This is a genomic window from Bacillus sp. JJ634 (assembly GCF_036962285.1).
GTDB classification, from domain to species: domain Bacteria; phylum Bacillota; class Bacilli; order Bacillales; family DSM-1321; genus Peribacillus; species Peribacillus asahii_A.
Genome location: NZ_JBALMU010000013.1, coordinates 41,593 through 60,517 on the forward strand (window position 1 = coordinate 41,593; position 18,925 = coordinate 60,517).

21 protein-coding genes are annotated in these 18,925 nt (G+C 37.6%); 1 reads left to right on the forward strand and 20 read right to left on the reverse strand.

Annotated features, from left to right (window positions below; all coding sequences use genetic code 11):
* Positions 1-247: 247 nt before the first annotated feature.
* The 9 genes from mtrB to V7068_RS02240 all read right to left on the reverse strand — a co-directional run bounded on the left by mtrB (position 248) and on the right by V7068_RS02240 (position 8,840).
* Entirely contained in the window at positions 248-481 is a 234-nt protein-coding gene (gene mtrB, locus V7068_RS02200; RefSeq protein ID WP_119115351.1) for a trp RNA-binding attenuation protein MtrB, read from the reverse strand.
* 21 nt (positions 482-502) lie between these two features.
* Complete coding sequence (gene folE / locus V7068_RS02205) at positions 503-1,069, reverse strand: GTP cyclohydrolase I FolE (RefSeq protein ID WP_499710792.1); 567 nt, start codon at positions 1,067-1,069, stop codon at positions 503-505.
* Between the two features lie 338 nt (positions 1,070-1,407).
* Positions 1,408-1,680: a non-specific DNA-binding protein Hbs gene (gene hbs, locus V7068_RS02210; protein WP_127761182.1), complete on the reverse strand. Its 273-nt coding sequence runs from the start codon at positions 1,678-1,680 to the stop codon at positions 1,408-1,410.
* 533 nt (positions 1,681-2,213) lie between these two features.
* Positions 2,214-3,692, reverse strand: coding sequence for a stage IV sporulation protein A (gene spoIVA / locus V7068_RS02215; RefSeq protein ID WP_252286597.1), 1,479 nt, complete (start codon positions 3,690-3,692; stop codon positions 2,214-2,216).
* Between the two features lie 493 nt (positions 3,693-4,185).
* On the reverse strand, positions 4,186-4,908 hold the full coding sequence (locus tag V7068_RS02220) for a YphF family lipoprotein (protein ID WP_499710876.1): 723 nt from the start codon (positions 4,906-4,908) through the stop codon (positions 4,186-4,188).
* 21 nt (positions 4,909-4,929) lie between these two features.
* Positions 4,930-5,127: a DUF2768 domain-containing protein gene (locus tag V7068_RS02225; RefSeq protein ID WP_402920842.1), complete on the reverse strand. Its 198-nt coding sequence runs from the start codon at positions 5,125-5,127 to the stop codon at positions 4,930-4,932.
* Positions 5,128-5,418: 291 nt separating this feature from the next.
* A complete protein-coding gene (locus tag V7068_RS02230) occupies positions 5,419-6,468 on the reverse strand; it encodes an NAD(P)H-dependent glycerol-3-phosphate dehydrogenase (RefSeq protein ID WP_499710794.1) in 1,050 nt (349 codons plus the stop codon).
* Between the two features lie 17 nt (positions 6,469-6,485).
* Positions 6,486-7,796: a ribosome biogenesis GTPase Der gene (gene der, locus V7068_RS02235; protein ID WP_127761186.1), complete on the reverse strand. Its 1,311-nt coding sequence runs from the start codon at positions 7,794-7,796 to the stop codon at positions 6,486-6,488.
* A gap of 435 nt (positions 7,797-8,231) precedes the next feature.
* On the reverse strand, positions 8,232-8,840 hold the full coding sequence (locus V7068_RS02240) for a YphA family membrane protein (protein WP_127761187.1): 609 nt from the start codon (positions 8,838-8,840) through the stop codon (positions 8,232-8,234).
* Positions 8,841-8,976: 136 nt separating this feature from the next.
* On the opposite strand from V7068_RS02240, the gene V7068_RS02245 reads away from it, so the two are divergent.
* Entirely contained in the window at positions 8,977-9,111 is a 135-nt protein-coding gene (locus tag V7068_RS02245; RefSeq protein WP_375348837.1) for a YpzI family protein, read from the forward strand.
* 20 nt (positions 9,112-9,131) lie between these two features.
* On the opposite strand, the gene V7068_RS02250 is transcribed toward V7068_RS02245, so the two are convergent.
* The 11 genes from V7068_RS02250 to V7068_RS02300 all read right to left on the reverse strand — a co-directional run bounded on the left by V7068_RS02250 (position 9,132) and on the right by V7068_RS02300 (position 18,738).
* Positions 9,132-9,272, reverse strand: a complete 141-nt coding sequence (locus tag V7068_RS02250; protein WP_499710796.1) for a hypothetical protein — start codon at positions 9,270-9,272, stop codon at positions 9,132-9,134.
* Entirely contained in the window at positions 9,262-10,308 is a 1,047-nt protein-coding gene (gene fni / locus V7068_RS02255; protein WP_499710797.1) for a type 2 isopentenyl-diphosphate Delta-isomerase, read from the reverse strand. Before fni ends, V7068_RS02250 begins: the two co-directional genes overlap by 11 nt.
* Positions 10,309-10,324: 16 nt before the next feature.
* On the reverse strand, positions 10,325-11,452 hold the full coding sequence (gene rpsA / locus V7068_RS02260) for a 30S ribosomal protein S1 (RefSeq protein ID WP_499710799.1): 1,128 nt from the start codon (positions 11,450-11,452) through the stop codon (positions 10,325-10,327).
* A 184-nt stretch (positions 11,453-11,636) separates the two neighbouring features.
* The gene (locus V7068_RS02265) at positions 11,637-12,218 is read right to left on the reverse strand and encodes a lysophospholipid acyltransferase family protein (protein WP_499710878.1); all 582 of its coding nucleotides are present in this window, start codon (positions 12,216-12,218) and stop codon (positions 11,637-11,639) included.
* Between the two features lie 2 nt (positions 12,219-12,220).
* The gene (gene cmk, locus V7068_RS02270) at positions 12,221-12,895 is read right to left on the reverse strand and encodes a (d)CMP kinase (RefSeq protein ID WP_499710801.1); all 675 of its coding nucleotides are present in this window, start codon (positions 12,893-12,895) and stop codon (positions 12,221-12,223) included.
* A gap of 367 nt (positions 12,896-13,262) precedes the next feature.
* Positions 13,263-13,448: a YpfB family protein gene (locus V7068_RS02275; protein WP_127761192.1), complete on the reverse strand. Its 186-nt coding sequence runs from the start codon at positions 13,446-13,448 to the stop codon at positions 13,263-13,265.
* Positions 13,449-13,561: 113 nt separating this feature from the next.
* A complete protein-coding gene (ypeB, locus tag V7068_RS02280) occupies positions 13,562-14,914 on the reverse strand; it encodes a germination protein YpeB (RefSeq protein ID WP_499710803.1) in 1,353 nt (450 codons plus the stop codon).
* 14 nt (positions 14,915-14,928) lie between these two features.
* The gene (gene sleB / locus V7068_RS02285) at positions 14,929-15,744 is read right to left on the reverse strand and encodes a spore cortex-lytic enzyme (RefSeq protein WP_499710880.1); all 816 of its coding nucleotides are present in this window, start codon (positions 15,742-15,744) and stop codon (positions 14,929-14,931) included.
* Positions 15,745-15,968: 224 nt separating this feature from the next.
* Positions 15,969-16,643, reverse strand: a complete 675-nt coding sequence (prsW, locus tag V7068_RS02290; RefSeq protein ID WP_499710805.1) for a glutamic-type intramembrane protease PrsW — start codon at positions 16,641-16,643, stop codon at positions 15,969-15,971.
* A 95-nt stretch (positions 16,644-16,738) separates the two neighbouring features.
* Positions 16,739-17,704, reverse strand: a complete 966-nt coding sequence (locus tag V7068_RS02295; RefSeq protein ID WP_499710807.1) for an asparaginase — start codon at positions 17,702-17,704, stop codon at positions 16,739-16,741.
* Between the two features lie 53 nt (positions 17,705-17,757).
* Entirely contained in the window at positions 17,758-18,738 is a 981-nt protein-coding gene (locus tag V7068_RS02300; RefSeq protein ID WP_499710808.1) for a YpdA family putative bacillithiol disulfide reductase, read from the reverse strand.
* Between the last annotated feature and the right edge of the window lie 187 nt (positions 18,739-18,925).

Below are 18,925 nucleotides of genomic sequence, written 5' to 3' on the forward strand. Positions count from 1 at the left end.
TCTGCCCTAATAAGCCAGCAAGGAGTATTCTACAAAGTAAAGCGCATAGCCTATGAAAGGAAATCGTTCATCCTGTTCTTTACTAAAGGCCGACGCAAAAATTCATTACTCGTCTAATCTGTACATTTTGTATAAAACACACACCATTATACCATAAAAACAATCAGATGGAATGCCTCTATACTGTAATAACTAAACTTTCGTCACGAATCAAACGATAAATGGTGTATAAGTACTCAGGATTAAATTATCCTTTTTTAGACTCACTCTCTACTTCTCCATAAGCTGTATAAATTTTAGCAGCCCCTCTAACTTTAATCGCTGAAGTATGCTCCGTAAATTGAGCAATCATCACTTCTCCAGAATCTAATTTTTCAGAATGATGAAATTTAGTATCGGTCCCTCTTGTTAACCCGATGACATTTACACTATCTTCTAACGCTTTAATAACTACAAATTCATTAATCGTTTTATTTTCCATACTTTTATCCTCTCCACTTTATCACTCTTTAATAAAGGCTAATACTTCCGTTCGTATTCGATAGTCTTCTGCAAATACTCCTCTTACAGCAGATGTAACCGTTTTCGAACCAGGCTTTTTCACCCCGCGCATTGTCATACACATATGTTCCGCTTCAATAACGACCATTGCGCCGTGTGGTTCAAGTTTATCCATAATCGCGTCAACAACTGTTGCTGTAATTCGCTCTTGAAGTTGCGGACGTCTGCACACCGCTTCTACAGCACGCGCTAATTTACTCAATCCTGTCACTCGTCCATTTCTCGGAATGTATGCAACATGGGCTTTTCCGTAAAAAGGAACTAAATGATGCTCACATACTGAGTAAAAAGGAATATCTTTCACAAGCACAAGTTCCTCATGATCTTCTCCAAAAACCGTTTCGAAACATTCTTTCGGATCCTGTTTTAAACCCGAGAAAATTTCTTCATACATTCGCGCTACTCGCTGCGGAGTATCAAGTAAACCTTCTCGCTCCGGATCTTCCCCAACTGCTTCCAAAATCATCTTCACTGCTTCTTCAATTTTGGCATGATTCACATTTGCCATTACTTTTCCTCCTAATACGCCCATGAATTTTTTATATGATTAGCATTTATCAATTGGCTGCATAGAATTCCTTTCGACACTGCTGACAAGTTTAAATCCATCGTATAAGTACAACCCTGTTCCTCTGACTAAACAGAAGGTCAAAGGTAAACTGTGTACTGCGTACGTAAATAGAAAATCTGAAGGTAGCCTACAGATTATAAACGAAAACTAACAAATAGGTTTATACTTTCTTTTACACCATCTTTTATCTTATCATACATAGAAAATAAGAAGCAAAAAAAGGGACCGCGTTTGCACGCGGTCCCTTTTCACGGTAAGCACCCGTATGTATAATTTTACTTTACAGCATCTTTCAGTGCCTTACCAGGTTTGAAAGCTGGCACTTTACTAGCTGCAATTTCAATTTCTTCACCCGTTTGTGGATTACGACCTTTACGAGCCGCACGTTCACGTACTTCAAAGTTTCCAAAACCGATTAGTTGAACTTTATCTCCATTTTTTAAAGCTTCTAAGATTGTATCAAAAACAGCATCAACAGCTTTTGTAGCATCTTTCTTAGAAATTTCAGTTGCTGCTACAACTTCATTAATTAGTTCTGTTTTGTTCATGCCATTCACCTCCTCCCAAAAAAGGATCTTTATAAAAAATCATTATTACCACGACATAATAGTGATTTGTTACCCGTTCTAAATAGATTATATATTCCCTTAAAGCTCAAACTGCTTACTAGGGGATTCTTGGTTAAACTCCATAAAATTATTTATGCTAACTATTTAAAACTAGCCGAAATCGCTGTTATAACGCGTTTTCTGTATGTAGATTATCACAAATCCTATTTGCTTAGCAAGGAAATTCAAAAAATAATGGGAATCTTTTCATGAGTATAATCTTTTATGGAAAAAAAGAGTGAAAATCTGATTAAATTCACGTTTTTTCTACAATAAATGCACTTATCTTTTAAATATATCACTTTATAAATATATATTCGATTTCTAGATGACTTTTTTAATAAAAAGCTTCTGTTGTATGGCGCTGTTGATTTATGGCTCATTTGTGTAGGACCATGCTATTAAATAAAGCAAGAAAAAAGACCATTCCCTAAGGAGTGGCCTAACACACTGCATGAAACGAAGTGGATGGACTATAAAATAATAGCAATTAAACCACCCGATCCTTCATTAATGATCCGTTCAAGGGTCTCTTTTAATTTATAACGGGCATTTTCAGGCATCATTGCCAGCTTTGCCTGAATTCCTTCGCGGACAATGGAGCTTAAGTTCCGACCAAAAATTTCAGAATTCCAAATGGACAATGGATTTTCTTCAAAATCCTGCATTAAATAACGAACTAACTCCTCACTCTGTTTCTCTGTACCGATAATTGGAGCAAACTCCGATTCGACATCTACTTTAATCATATGAATAGATGGTGCTACTGCCTTTAACCGTACACCAAATCGAGAACCTTGGCGAATAATTTCCGGCTCATCAAGACTCATATCATGCAATGAAGGGGCCGCTACTCCATAACCCGTATGCTTTACCATTTTAAGGGCTTCTGCGACTTGGTCATATTCTGCTTTCGCATGAGCAAATTCCTGCATTAAAGCTAGCAAATGATCTTTTCCTCTAATCTCAACTCCGACAATTTCCTTCAAAATATCATCGTATAATTCCTCTGGAGCATATAAATCAATTTCGGCTACTCCCTGCCCCATCTCAATTCCTGCTAAGGCCGCATGATCAATGAATTCAAATTCATTAAAATGGCCAACAACACGGTCTACATCGCGAAGTCTTTTAATATCCTTCACCGTTTCTTTAACGGCTTCTTGATAGCTTTCACGCAGCCAATGATTTTCCTTTAAGACCATTACCCAGCTAGGCAAATTGACATTCACTTCGAGCACAGGAAATTCATATAATGCTTCACGTAAAACATTTAATACATCTGATTCACGCATGCTCTCGACGCTCATGGCAAGTACAGGAATATCATATTTTTCTTGAAGCGACTCTCTGAGTAAATCAGTGTCTGGGTGATGTGGTTGTACAGAGTTGATAATCATAATAAATGGCTTACCAACTTCCTTCAGCTCCTCAATGACCCGTTCCTCTGCCTCTAAATAATCGCTACGTGGAATTTCACCAATCGTTCCATCTGTCGTCACAACAACACCTAGTGTAGAATGATCTTGAATAACTTTACGTGTACCAATTTCCGCTGCCTCGTGAAATGGAATTGGCTCCTCATACCACGGCGTATGAATCATTCTTGGCCCATTCTCATCCTCATAACCTTTAGCCCCTGGTACGGTATATCCTACGCAATCGACAAGACGGATATTAACGTCAAGACCCTCAGCAACATGAATAGAAGCAGCCTGATTCGGAACAAATTTTGGCTCTGTTGTCATAATCGTCTTTCCAGCTGCACTTTGAGGTAATTCATCCTGTGCTCTAGCACGATCTGCTTCTGTCGCTATATTAGGAAGGACGACAAGTTCCATAAACTTTTTAATAAATGTCGATTTTCCGGTCCTCACAGCTCCAACAATTCCTAAATAAATATCACCGCCTGTACGCTCAGCAATATCTTTAAAAATATCCACCTTTTCCAAGGTATCCCCTCCCGAAATTAGCGTTTTGGGATCTCATTTATCCACTTTCATTTATATTGGATAGTCCATATCTATGATGTTGTCCTAAAAAATTATTCCGGTTATTTTGAACTTCTTCTCCCTTCCCCCTGCATGTATATAAGAATTGTTATTTTAATAGTTAAGAAGAATGAAAATAACCCTTCCCCTACAATATATTTTGCAGAAAAAAGGTTATGACAAATTTGTATGAAAAAATGTGAGCATAATGATAGCAAAGAACGAAAGCGCAAACGACTTGATTAACCCCAACAGCTGTTTGCGAACCCAGAAAAATCAATTCGCTCTTTCACTTCAGCAGATGAGCAAACCAAAATCTCAAGGACTAAGCTGCTTATGCTGGGTATCAAAACGATGATTCACAATTCAATAATTTTATAATCTCCTAAATGAGATTGGAACACAGTTTATACTTACTGTCTTAAGTATGATCAAACCGAAAGCTTGTCTACAGCTATTGTTCAAGAAATACCGGTTTTGTTCGTTCGTGATTTACCGTGTAAGCAAGAGAGTACGCTGGGACAAAATCACTTGTTTTCACTAAAATTTCACGAATGTCATCCCCTTGCTTAACCTCTCCTTCATACTGCTGCAATGCCTCATATAAATCAGGGGTATAATCGACATAAATCTCTCCTTCTCCATCAACAATAAGAGAAAGTTCTTTTTGTGAAAAGGGACTTGTCACAGTAGGTGCTTCTTTCAACCCTAACTTTTCATAATCTAACGTAAAAACGTGGTTCGCTAACCGTTCTTTAAACGGAGGATAACCATTTGCTTGTCGATATGCATTTAAGCGCAAAGTTAAGTCTTGTATTTTTTGAGCGACACGAACATCTAATAATTTCACAGTCGGGTCGTTTTCTACATTCACTAATACATATTGAAAAAAGCCACCAGACTCATAAGCATTTTCGGGAAACTCTGCCATATACTTTGGCGAAAGTTTTGAAAAATCTATCACATACTTATGATAAATCGGTGTTGTCGCGTCTTTCGTGTCAATCGGCAAAATGCCCTGTTCAGCTTCTTGAAATTGATCAACTGCACTTTGGACCATGTCAATCTGCGCTTTATAAGGAACTTGATTTTTTAATTTTTCTGCTTGGGGGTACAAACATCCTCCTAAAAGAAAGGAAATACTAATTACTACTATCCATTGTACAAAAATTCTCATCCTCATCTCATCGCCTCGCAATCAACCAGTAGGTCCACTCACTACTACTACAAAAATAATAAAACCAGCTAAAAGCATACATGTATAAGCAATGACTGCTGTAAGTCCCTTCCAAATACCTTTTAACTTATAACGACTGACATAAATAAATAAAAGGGAAATAAACATAAAACCCATTCCAGCAAATGAAATCCACATTTTTTGCAATCCAGGCGTCATCCAAATACCACCCCTTTTCCTATTTTATTATACCATATACTGTAAAATAATTGGATAAATGAGTCATCTTCCTGTATGAAATAAACCAAAAATCAAAGTTTTATCCACCATCACTTAGCAAAAAAAACAGAAGATATTTAAAATATCTTCTGTCATTTGACTAAATGCCCCATACCGAGGTCAAATTACTAGTTTATTATCGTTGCATTGTATGCATATAAACAAAAAGTGGTCTCCTCAAATGCCCATTTTCAGAAAATTCTTTTATTTATATACTAAAACAATGTATGACTATTGTTGTCTGCTGTCTAAAATATTAAATAATTCTTCCATCTCACTCGTTTTCATACGTGTCATCAATTGATCAACAGCGCCCTTTAGATCTTGTCCATTGAAAAGCACGCCATAAAGAGCTTCTGTAATCGGCATATTTACTTCATATTTCTTCGCTAGCTGATAAGCAGCTTTAGTCGTCCTGACACCTTCAACAACCATTCCCATATTGTCGAGCACATCTTGAAGATTTTGCCCTTTTCCGAGCATGTTCCCCGCTCTCCAGTTACGCGAATGAACGCTTGTACATGTCACAATTAAATCACCGATACCCGTCAGTCCAGAAAATGTCAAAGGGTTCGCTCCCATTGCGGTTCCAAGCCTTGAAATTTCAGCAAGACCACGCGTAATCAAAGCAGCCTTGGCATTATCTCCATAACCAAGTCCATCTGTAATCCCGGCAGCTAATGCAATAATATTTTTTAACGCTCCGCCAATCTCGACCCCAATCAAGTCAGGATTTGTATAAACCCGAAAATGGTGGTTCATAAATAAATCTTGTACTTTCTCAGCTGCTTTCATATTTTTCGAAGAAACGGTAACCGTTGTCGGATGTCGTAAGCTGACTTCTTCTGCATGACTTGGTCCGGAAAGTACAACGACATCTTTCAGCCAGGTTGGCGAAGCATTTTCTTCAATCATTTCAGAAATACGCAATAACGTATCGGGCTCAATCCCTTTACTCACATGCACAACTGTAAGCGGCTGTTTCGCCAAAACAGCAATGTTCCCCAGCACTTCACGATACGCCTTCGTCGGAACAGCCAAAATAATGGTCTCTATTCCCTCTAATGCTTCCTCTAAAGAAAAATAGCCTTTTATCGCTTCGGGAAGTTGGATACCTGGTAAATATTTTTCATTTATATGGAACTGATTAATTTCATCAATCTGCTTCTGATTATGTCCCCATAACCTAACTTCATGCTGATTATCAGCCAAAACCATAGCTAAAGCTGTTCCCCAACTTCCAGCCCCAATCACCGCAATACTTTCTTTCACTTTCACCATTGTAAGCATCGCCCTTTCTATTTTCTTTGGCGTCCAAAAATTCGAATCGGTGTACCTTCAAAATCAAAGGCCTCACGAATCCGATTTTCTAAAAATCTCTCATAAGAGAAATGCAATAGTTCGGGATCATTGACAAATACAACAAATGTCGGTGGTTTAATGGCCACTTGAGTCGTGTAATAAATTTTTAAACGACTGCCATTATGTGTCGGTGTTGGATTCATCGCCACCGCGTCCATAATTACTTCATTTAACACATTCGTTTGAACACGGAGAGCATGATTTTCACTTACTCGATCAATAATCGGGACTAATGTATGGGTTCTTTTTTTCGTTAATGCTGATAAATAAACAATCGGAGCATAATCCAAGAACAAGAAATGAGCACGAATATTTTCTTCAAACTCCTTCATCGTCTTCTCATCTTTTTCAATCGCATCCCATTTGTTCACAACAATAATGACAGCTCTTCCAGATTCATGCGCATAACCAGCGATTTTCTTATCTTGCTCACGAATCCCTTCCTCTGCATTCAATACAACAAGAACAACATCGGAGCGTTCAATTGCTCTTAATGCACGCAAAACACTATATTTCTCCGTGCTTTCGTACACTTTCCCTTTTTTTCGCATCCCTGCTGTATCAATAATGACGTATTCTTTCCCATTATATGTATAAGGAGAATCAATCGCATCCCGTGTCGTTCCTTCAATATCACTAACAATAACACGCTCTTCTCCTAACAAGGCATTTACAAGAGAAGATTTCCCAACATTTGGACGACCAATTAAACTGAATTTAATTACGTCTTCTCCGTATTCTTCTCCAGTATATTTCGGGAAATATTCCGCCACTTTATCGAGTAAATCCCCTAAACCTAAGCCGTGTGATCCAGAAATCGGATACGGATCGCCAAAACCTAATGAATAGAAATCCCAAATTTGCTCTCGCATCTCCGGATTATCGACTTTATTCACTGCCAGCACGACAGGTTTTTTTGATTTATATAAAATCTTCGCTACTTCTTCATCAGCAGCTGTAACACCTTCACGCCCATTCGTCATAAAAATAATTACATCTGCTTCATCAATAGCAATTTCAGCCTGCTGACGAATTTGTTCGAGGAATGGCTCATCGCCAATATCAATTCCTCCTGTATCAATAATGTTAAAATCATATGTCAGCCACTCACCTGAACTGTAGATTCGATCCCTTGTAACACCTGGAATATCTTCTACAATCGAGACGCGCTCGCCAACAATTCTATTGAAAATTGTTGATTTTCCTACATTTGGACGACCAACAATTGCAACAACCGGTTTCGGCATTGCTTTTCACCCTTTCTCATCTGTATCTCTGTATAAAGCGAAACTGTATTCATTAGGAAACGCCCATTAAGTGTTAGTTGAACCAATCAGACCTTTACAAGCAGTTGTTCCTCAATCCCTCTTCGTCTTAACTAGGGACTGACTGCTTATTAATGGACAATCAAACGATGAAATTCATATATGTCTTGCAAACAACTTCTTTACATAACATCCTTAACTTCCATGGACTATATCCAATGAAAAAACGACTCAAAACGAAGACAGCTTGCCAATTGACAAGCCTGCAAGCAGAAGCTAAAGAATAACTATATTTAAGTTTGTTCTATATCATCTAATTTAAGCCTTTTATCCACTAACTATCCTATAGTATCAAATTTTTCAATAATCAACAATGATTGTCTATCTAAAAGGCGAAGATGAACGGTTTTTCGTACCTTATCCTTGCTTTTCTTTTAACAAAAATCTATTTTGAGAATGTGTATATAACCATGTAGTTATATACTCTAAACATACCCAAGCTAATTGGATAACTAATACGAAAGCAACACCGTCATGCCAAGCAAAGGAAAGAGCAGCGTAAGGCAAGGACTGATACTGTAGTAAACCTGCAAAAAGACAATCACCAAATAACATGCCTAATACTAGAACAGCGATGCGCAATTCCCACTCTTTTATGACTAATAACACTAAGTAATTGAGGAAAATCCCCTGTAAATATATCGGTTTTATAATGACCCAAATTGGATCAAGCAGAACAAATAAATGAAAACTTGCATAGGCTAACGCCATAATAAAGCAACTGATTATGATCTCGATGGTTTTCCACAAATAAAGCCTGCGTATCGCTATACATAGAACAATAAACATATACAATCCACTTAATTGAACAGTGAACGTGTATACGGTTAAATGATAGCGAGTTAACAAAAGGACAGCTAAGAGGTGAAATAATAAAGCAAATCGAAAAGGCACCGCTTTTGGAACAAAAAACATCACACATACCCAAACCATCCACATAATCCAATAAAAAAATAAACCATCCAACGGCGAGCACCTCCCTGCATACCATTATGGCTCGTTTTCCAATCGGATAAACCTTAAATCAAGCTAATTTCTATCCGTTATCTTTAAGGAATAAAAAAACAAGATTTAGTTATCTTACAAAGAGGAGGTGTTTTACGTGGGTAAAGATCGCCAAGAGAAAAAATTAAAACAAAGCCGCCGCGTTGAATCTGACCGTGATCAATCGCTGCACTATTCCGGTTCAACTAGTTTAGAAAGTCCAGAGGAATCTAGGAAAAGAAATGAACATTAATAAAATGTAGAGCTCCTTAGTCATTCTATCAAGCGTTGAAAAGCTAGAAAGTGAAGTTCTAATACAAGTTTCACTTTATCGGACTGAATCAAAGCAGCTTGAGAGGCTGGACAAAGTAAAGAAGCAAAGATTAAGCTCTTTGCTTCTTTATCACTTTGCATATATTGAGCAGTCAACTCCTCTTTGAGTTAACCAATGATACGTTTTCCCTGAAATCACTAATTTCACTTGTTGCAATTCTTCAATTGTAGCGGCTCCAAGAGCAGTCATCATATATGTTAGCTCTTCTTGTAGATTCATAATCTCTGTAATTAAGCCACAAACCCCTTGTTCTTTATACACTTTCAAAAAATAACCCGCTAATCCTACACTGTTTGCTCCGAGCGCCATACTTTTAACTATTTCTAATGAAGTTTGCACCCCTCCAGAAGCAATAACAAAGAGATCTTTTGATAAAGAGACAGCTTCTACAATCGATGCTGCAGTAGGAATTCCCCAATCATTAAAATAGTTCAACATTTTCGTTCGTCGTTCATTCTCAATTTTAGCAAAATTTGTGCCTCCAAAACCTCCAACATCAACAATTGACACTCCAACTGAGGCAAGTTGTGCAATTGTTTCTTTACTCATTCCAAAGCCAACTTCTTTCACAATAACAGGGACATGAAGTCTTTTACTAATCTCTTCAATATTTGCAAGTGACTTGGAGAAATCTCGATCTCCTTCAGGCATCGTTAACTCTTGAATCACATTAAGGTGAAGTTGCAAAGCATCCGCTTCTAACATATCACAAGCTCGTAAAGCCTGTTCAACTGTCGCCTCAACCCCGACGTTTCCAATAATAATCCCCTTCGGATTTTCTTTTCTAACAATAGCATAGGATGCCAATTGACTAGCATCACGAATCGCAGACATTTGCGAACCAACTGCCATAGCGATATTCGTTTCTTTTGCCACTATCGCTAAATCTCGATTAATATCTTCCGTTGTTTTCCCTCCGCCTCCAGTCATTGCATTGATAAAAATGGGCGAACTTAATTCAAGTTCGCCCATTTTCGTAGCAAGATTCACTTGCTCAAGTGCAATGTTTGGTAAACTTTGGTGAACAAACGAAATATCATCAAATCCTGTTAAGCCTAATTGACCTGTTTGTAATGCATACTGGATATGATCTAATTTTCGTTTAGCTCTTTCCAAGGCCATCACCATCTACTTATTTTAATTTCTTCAGTTGATCTCCAATCATCTCTCCTAGTTGAAATCCTTTTGATTCCTCAGGTAATTCATAATCGGAAATAGTCTGCGTTTTCGGTGTTTCTAATTCTTTAATACTTAACGATAAACGTTGTTCTGCTTCATTCACATCAAGAACTTTCACTTGAACTGTTTGCCCTTCTTTTAATACTTCTTGAGGTGTAGCAATATGTTTAAAGGAGATTTGAGAGATATGAACAAGTCCTTCTACTCCAGGAAAAATTTCGACAAAAGCTCCGAATGAAACTAAACGCTTTACAACACCAGAATGAATAGAATCTTTCGGTGCTTTCTCAGCAACACCTTGCCATGGCCCTGGAAGCGTTTCTTTAATAGATAGAGAAATTCTTTCATTATCACGGTCTACTGAAAGAACTTTAACTTGTACTTTATCTCCTTCAGTAACAACATCTGTCGCCTTATCAACATGCTGATGCGAAAGCTGCGAAATATGAACTAAGCCGTCTACACCACCAATATCCACAAATGCACCAAAGTTTGTGATACGTTGAACTGTTCCTTCTAATACTTGCCCGCTATGAATCGTATCTAAGATTGTCAGCTTTTGCTTTGCCTTTTCTTCTTGAACAACAGCACGATGAGAAAGAATTAAACGATTTTTTTCTTTTTCCAGTTCAACAATTTTAAATGTTAATGTTTTGTTTTTATAATCCGTGAAATCTTCAACGAAATAATCTTCTACAAGCGATGCAGGAACAAAACCTCTAACGCCTAAATCAACAACAAGGCCGCCCTTCACAACATCTTTTACTTCTGCTTCAAACACTTCGCCGCTTTCAAATTTCTTTTCAAGATCATCCCAAGCCTTTAGCGCATCGACTTTTCTTTTTGAAAGAATAAGAGCTTCTTCTTCTACTTTAGTCACTTCAAGTTCAAGCTTATCTCCTACGGAAACAGCGTCAGACGCCTTTTCAATATGAAGACTAGAAAGCTCACTAATCGGAATAATTCCTTGCGTTTGACTATCTTCAACATTAACAAGCACTTGTTTCTCTTCGACTTTTGTAACAATCGCTTTTACTTGATCCCCTACTTGGTACTTAACTTGATTCATCTCTTCTGTCATTACTAACTCCTCCTTAACCCATGACTGCTCAGCAGATTTTCTATTATTTATTGGTTATATTGTTCTTTCATTGTTTCTAAAAAAAGTAAACAACTATATACAATCTTTATAATCTATTAACTAAGGAAAAAATATCCTTTTTTATAAATTCCAACAAAACCAGAAAATTGTCAAGTAAGAAGAATTATTTGTATGCAGAAATTAATTTTCTGATTTCATCCATAATTATTTCTGTCGCTTCTTCTGCAGATAGTTTTTGTTCACGGTATTGACTAAAATCAACTGGCTTTCCATAAACAACCTTTAACTTTCGAAACGGCTTATATGGCCCAATAATAGCACAAGGTACAACGACAGCATTCGTACGCAAAGCAAAGAATCCAGCTCCTGCAAGCCCTTTCCCCAGCTCTCCTGTTTTACTTCTCGTCCCCTCAGGAAACAATCCTAGCACTTCTCCATCTTTTAAAATCTTTAAACCCATTTTAAGCGCACCTTTATCGCTCAGCCCCCTTTTGACAGGGAAAGCATTGATATTTGGTAAAAGCTGCTTTAAAATCGGTGCATGAAACAATTCTTCCTTTGCCATAAAATGAATATCTCTTGGAGAGGTAATCCCAACAACCGGCGGATCCAAATTGTCAATGTGATTCGCACAAATGAGTACGCCGCCATCCTTTGGAAAGCTTTCTCTTCCAACCGTTTGAATTCGAAATATAGGTGTTAAAATAATTTTTACAACGTTTCTCGCAAATCTATACAAATTCACGCTCATCGTGTCCTTTCTTGAACTAAAGACATGATTCGATCCACTACTTGTTGAATGCTGAGCGAAGTTGTATCAATTTCAATGGCATCTTCTGCTTTTCTTAAGGGTGATACTTCACGTTCGGAATCTAATTTGTCTCGCATAGCAATTTCTTTTTTTAATTGTTCAATATCTGACTGAAACCCTTTTTTAATATTTTCTTGATGTCGACGCTCAGCACGCTCTTCTACGGAAGCTATCATAAAAATTTTGACTTCTGCGTCCGGCAAGACATGTGTACCAATATCTCGACCATCCATTACAACGCCGCCACTTTCTGCAAACAACTGCTGTCTGCGGACCATTTCTTCACGAATAAGTCGATGCTTCGCTACTTCTGAAACAGAATTTGTTACGTCATGCGTTCGAATGTCTGATGTGACATTTTGGCCATCAACAAAAACGAGTTGTCCATGTTCGCTTGGCTGCAATTCGATTTCCGTTTCCATTAATAGCGTAAACAAATCCTCTTCGTTCATAATCGATACCGCTTGTTGTAATGCCTTGTACGTTAGAGCTCGATACATCGCACCTGTATCTACATATATGTAATGACACGCTTCTGCAACAATTTTTGCAATTGTACTTTTTCCAGCTGCTGCTGGTCCATCAATTGCAATTGATATTTTCTTGTTCATTAATGCCTCCTGTAATCCTGACAATCCTGCTGATTCATTTATTACCTTTTCATTTTATCACAAAAAGCGGAAAAATCATTAATAAAAGCCGCTGCATTCTTAATTAAAACACATGATTTATCCCCGCAAACGAACTATTATAACCACGAGAACCTATTATGGTATTTGTTTGTATGCGACTTAAGCAGCTGTTATCTACTCAGCAAAATCACGAAAAAAATTAATATATTTCTATTTATCAGCCCTGGTATATGACACCGTTGATTTTGAGTTCATTGCGTGTNNCCCCCCCGAGCATTTCATGAATCAAGCTTAAAACGATTCCAAAATCATATGATTAACATTAGTGTTTCACATAGCCCATTTACTACTCTGAAACACCTTCAAATGTTTCAATAATTTTTGTGTAATTATTACTATTTACTCCTTCATATTGAGAGAGCTTAGTTAATGGAATCATATTATCTTCTAAGCTTAGCAATACTTGAACTAAGCCTAAAAATAGAGCTTGAATAATAATTAACTTTACAATAATTCTTTCCACTGCTTTCATCGGAAACATCTCCTTCACTGGTTTACTACCAGTATGGAAAGAACTGCTATGTTTCATTCACCGTTTAACCAATAGAAAAGGAGAGGCACCTCAGCACCTCTCCTTTTCTTCATTTACAACATATTTTCATACACAGGCTCTGAATTTTTCAATTTTTCTACCTTTTCTTCTTGACCATCCTTTGCATTAATGAAAATACGATATGTGTCATTATCAATGACTCCAAGAAATTCATAGCAAAGCACTTCTTCACCAATATCATTAATAATAATTGCTTTTCTTTGCTCCATAATCTTAACTTGTGAATTAATGTGCTCTTTCGCTTCATCCGCAGAAATTTTAGCATCATCAATACTTCGTAACTTATGAGCTTGTAAATACTCATCAGCTGAAAAACCGATAATAGAACCATCATCCAAAGCAACCTTCACTTTTACCGAATCCGGATACACTCGCACCCCATCTACAGATGCCACAAAAGTAAATAAACCAATTTGATTGTACTGTGAGCTCTCAAATAAATCGAGTGAATCAAACTGATGATCCTTTAAAAAATTGCTCGCTTTTGTATAGGCTTGATTTAAATCTAATTTCGCTTGTTTGACCGCTCGATTGTTTAAATACCAGATTGGATAACCACCTTTTTTTGTGATATCCATATTGACTTCAACATCTGTCGCTTTTTCTAACAAGCTGACACTATAAAAGCCATAGTCCGACCCTTTTCCGTTTTCTTCAACCCTTACTTCTAAATCCCCTTCAAAATTCGCATACTTTTTCGCAATGGCAATAGCTTCTTTTTTGGAGATTTTTTTCCCTTCTACATGCTGATAAATATCATCCTTTTCGTTTGTTGATAGAAGGGTTGGATTTTGGGCATTTGCCTCTGTATACCCCGACACTTTCTTTTCAACCGTCTTAAATCCATCAATAATCGTATTATCCATCGTTTCGTCATTTGATGCTAGAGCAAGCTCTACATCCATCCAACGAAGGTTATTTTTGATCACGGCATATTGAACTTTTCTTAACTCATCTTGTATCTCACTTGACTGACTATATAGTGATTTAAGATTTTCATACTCTTTGTCGGTTAACGGCTCTTTCTCCAAATCTCTTACGGCCGTCCGATAGCTAAAATCACCGATATCATATAAAAACTCTTCTGTTTTATTAAACGGCATCAACGCAAGAGGAAGTTGCCCAACATCGTTTTGCGCTTCCGATGTGATTCTCCATACGTCTATTAAGGCTGGACTTAATGATTTACGAGAATTCATCGCAAGTGTTGTACCAATTTTATCATGCAATAAATCCAATTGATAATTCAAATCATGAAACGCACGTTGATAATTGTTTTCAGCATGAACAAGCACGGCATTTTTTTCTTTATGCTCTTGATACCCCCAAAACCCTGTTCCAACAACAGCAACTGCTAATAAACCAATCAATATATTCCTAATCAATCTATCTCACCTCTTTACTTACAGAAAATATGTTTGCCGATTTTTTTAATTTGAGGCCTTGACCAAATCCATCCGCTTGTTGCCGTGTCAGGATTAAAGTAATACTCGGCATTTCCAGTTGGATCCCACCCATTAATAGCATCAATAACTGCTTCCTTTGCTTGCTCATTCGGCGTTAACCAAATTTGACCGTCTGCTACAGCCGTAAAGGCGCGCGGTTCAAAAATAACACCTGAAATAGTATTCGGGAACGATGGGCTTTGCACTCGATTTAAAATGACAGCAGCAACCGCAACCTGACCAACATACGGCTCACCGCGTGATTCACCATATACCGCATTTGCCATCAATTGAATATCATTTTGCGAAAATCCTTCCGGTAAACTAGCAGACGTTGTTGCAGTTTGTGCTGGTGCATTTTGCAAGCCTGCAGTACCTTTATTCGCGTTTGAAGTCCCATTTGAGGGAGGCGTTGTTGTTTTCTGCTTTACCTGCTTGTCAATATCCACTCCACCATAATAAGTAAATTCATTTCCTTTATTGATTTGGCCATGAACAAATTCCCGATTAAAATTAGATGCGTTTGTTAACTTGTTTTTCGTTGTAGTACCAGCTAAACCATCTACCGGTAAGCCGAAGTCCTGTTGGAAATTTCTGAGTGCCCAATACGTTCCCCAGCCATATACCCCATCAATCTTTCCATGATAATATCCAATGTTTTGCAGCCTTGCTTGAAGCTCAATTACGTCATCACCTATTGAACCACGCTGGATTACTTGACTTGAAAAGGCTTGTATCCTTGCATCAGGAATCCACACACAACTCATCATGATACATACAAAGACTATGAGCCATTTCCATTTTGACGAAATTCCTTTCATCAAAAACACTCCTCTTTTCATAAATTAACGTAACCCTATTTTCTGCTGTGGCGACATTTTTATTCCAAGTCAATAAAAAACGGAGCGGGCAAATAATGCCAACACTCCGAAATTCATCCCAAACTTAACGGGCAGTAAGCCCCTCACTGCTGGAAATTTCACTTTATTTTCTATTAATATCTAGAAGCCATTTTAGTTGCATGAAAATCTGATAAAATTCGTGCTCGTTTCACCTTCTTCAAACCAAACCACCATAAGTAAATCATAAACGGCATCATCCAGTACACCCACATTTTCTGGGTAATCAAAATATAATCATATACACCGTGAAGAAGAAACGGCACAACTAAAGCAGCCAATACATAATAGCGATTTTTTACGACTGCAAATTTGGCTTTTCCTAAATAATACCCCATAATCACACCGAACAGAGCATGACTCGATACAGGCAGCATCGCCCTTACGAAAGCATGCTCCACACCATTGGTTAATAGATACAAAATATTTTCCATCGTCGCAAACCCTAATGAAACAGCTGCTCCATAAACAATACCATCATATGGTTCATCGAAAGCAACATGTTGATAGATTACGAACATTAAAATAAACCATTTAAAAAACTCTTCTAAAAGGGATGCCCAGAAAAAAGCTGTACCAAAATCTGTCTTAAAAACACCTTCTGTTTCCAACACATATTGTAAAAACATAATTGGAAATACCAGAAAGACACCATATAAAAACGTCTTTAATACAACTGAAATAGGCTCCGTATCATACTGATCTTTTAAATAAAAATAACTGAGCAGAGCCAAGCCAGGGGCAATGGCAGCTGACAATATGATCAGCATTTACTGACCTCTCTTCTTTTTGGTTTGGCTATATTACAGGCAACCTGAAATATAAACATTATTTGTATACTATTCGTTTATTTTCAAAGTAACCCTTAAAATAGCTCCTTATCCTTTAATTTAATACCACTAGATAACGCAACAGCAAGTTTAATTCTGGCTTTCTTGCTACCATAATCCGCCCCGAGAATGACACCTCTTTGCTGTAAATCATAGGCGCTTCCTTCATAATCATAAGCAGGATACACTTGACCCTCTTCTGCACTTGTTGTTATAACAACAATAACACCTTGATTTAGAGCCTTTTGAATAGCTTCTACCATGCTAGGAGTGACTTGTCCTCTTCCAGCACCTTCTAATATAATCCCTTGTGCCCCCTGGGCTACTGCCGCTTCAATAAAGGTTCCGTCCGCTCCAGTATAACATTTTATAATGTCCACTCTCGGAATAGCTTCTTTTATTTCAAAATAGTCTCGATGTACTGGTTTTTGATATACACTAACGGTATCATTATCAATAATACCTAAATATCCATATCCAAATGTTGCAAATCCTTGTAAATTAGAGGCATGCACCTTCTTTACATACTTAGCCGAGTAAATTCGTTCATTAAAAACAACAGCAACTCCGATGTTTTGTAATGAACAATTAGCCGCTGCTAGAATGGAATTTCTTAAATTAGAAGGCACGTCTGTACTTACGTGTTGTAAGGGACGCTGTGAGCCTGTTACGATAATCGGCCGATCATCTGCAAGTGTAATATCTAAGAAATACGCTGTTTCTTCTAATGAATCCGTGCCATGCGTCACAACAACACCTGTCACAGTTGGATCTTTTAATTCTTCTTCTATTGCTTGTTTCAACTGTACCATTGTAGTAAAGTCCATAAACATGCTTGGAATCTGCAAAAGGTTTACAATCTTCACATCAATTTCTTCTGGTAATTGACAAAATGAAGCGAGTTCCTCTCCGCTTAAAGCGCCAGAGGCAAGCATCCCATCCTTTGTTTCTTTGCTAGCAATTGTACCGCCTGTTGTAATTAAAGAGATTTTTTGTTTCATTTCTTACATCCTCCAATATCATCATACCACACCATGAATTATTATAGTTGTCCTCACTTACTATCATTCATATGCGGATTTATAAGATGCGCTGCAATCAAAGCCCCATGGAAGCGACCATTTTCAATAAAAATTTCATTAGCATTATTTCCGGCTGCAATAACACCTGCAATATAAATACCACTTACATTTGTCTCCATCGTCTCAGGGTGATGGAGCGGGCGTCCTGTTTCTTGATCAATTTTAACACCCATTGTTTGTAAGAAATGATGATCAGGATGATATCCCGTCATAGCAAACACAAAATCATTGCGCATCGTTTTGACTTCATCCTTCACTCGATAAATAATTTGTTCCTCCTGTATTTCCAACAGCTCAGCATGAAACTCCATTTTAATCATACCATGGCGTACTAACGCTTCGAATTCTGGTAAAATCCAAGGTTTAATACTTGGAGAATAGGCTGCTCCCCGGTATAGCACGGTCACTCGAGCCCCTGCTTTCACAAGTTCAAGCGCTGCATCAATGCTCGAATTTTTACCTCCAATAACCGCTACATCACAATCAAAGTATTCATGACCTTCTTTAAAGTAATGAAACACTTTCGGAAGATCTTCGCCGGGAATATTCATATAATTTGGATTATCATAATAACCAGTTGCCACAACAACGAAGGATGCTTCGTATTCCGCTTTCGAAGTCACCACATGAAAAGTACCGTTTGCAAGTTTTTGAACTTGTTGCACTCGTTCAAATGCATTTACTCGAAGTTGTTTACGTTTCACCACTTCGCGATAATAAGATAATGCTTGATTTCGTACTGGCTTCCGATTTTCTGTAATAAATGCCACGTCACCAATTTCTAATTTCTCACTCGAACTGAAAAATGTTTGATGTGTTGGATAACGATAAATGGATTCTACTACATTTCCTTTTTCGATAATTAAAGCGCTTCTTCCCACATCTTTTAAAGCAATAGCCGCAGCAAGGCCACAAGGACCTCCGCCAATAATGATTACATCTTCTTTCTGCACGTTTACTCGCTCCTCTGCACTACATCCATTCTACCTAAAACATATGTACATCCATTTACAATCCGGCTCTATATTGACATTGCCTCTATATAACCACCTTATCTCATATGACACTCGTTCTATGAATATTATATGAATCCTAAGTGATTCCACACCGTCTTCACACTAAAACGTCCCATACATTAAC